Source organism: Mucilaginibacter sp. RCC_168 (assembly GCF_041355315.1).
Taxonomy (GTDB): Bacteria; Bacteroidota; Bacteroidia; order Sphingobacteriales; family Sphingobacteriaceae; genus Mucilaginibacter.
In genome coordinates this window covers 1-731 of record NZ_JBFUPN010000075.1, presented here as the reverse complement: position 1 = coordinate 731, position 731 = coordinate 1, and the positions used below count along the sequence as shown (strand labels likewise).

At 34.9% G+C, this 731-nt stretch carries 1 protein-coding gene; it reads left to right on the top strand.

Annotated elements, in window-relative coordinates; genetic code table 11:
- On the top strand, positions 1-731 hold a 731-nt coding region (locus AB6735_RS28015), incomplete at both ends, for an AMP-binding protein (protein ID WP_370999484.1).

Here is a 731-nt window from a genome sequence, read left to right as displayed (position 1 = left end):
TCCGTTCTGCTTCCACAGCAAGATGACCTGCTCGTCATCAATATCAATACCGAGAAAGACCGTATAGATGCTCAGCATTCTATATTAGCAGTAAAAAGCAAATTCCCTGATGACTTTATAGTTTGTATGATTTATACATCAGGATCTTCGGGTAAACCCAAGGGTGTTGGAATCCAAAACTCTTCTTTGGTCAATAGAATTCATTGGATGTGGAATATTTACCCGTTTAAAAGTGGCGAAAAATGTGCCTTAAAGACTTCTATTAGCTTTGTAGATCATATTTGGGAATTATTTGGACCTCTAAATAAAGGTGTACCATCTGTTTTATTTACAAAAAATAAAGTCCTGGATATTAATGAATTTTTAGAAGATATATCAAATCACAATATAACCAGATTGATTCTTGTGCCATCATTATTAATGGCAATATTAGATAAATTACAATCAGGTGAGATTACCTTAAAGAATCTAAAATATTGGATTAGTAGTGGGGAACAATTATCTATAAATACAATACGATACTTTTATACTTTATTTTCCAAACATGAGCATATACTTATTAATATCTATGGATCTACAGAAATAACTGCTGATGCAACTTACTATGAAACAAACAGGTATGTAAATGAGTCGGTATCTATTCCTATCGGTCGCCCGATAGCCAATACCCAGATATATATCCTGGGGCCGGATCAGGGACTGGTGCCTGTTGGGGTAACCGGTGAGATCTG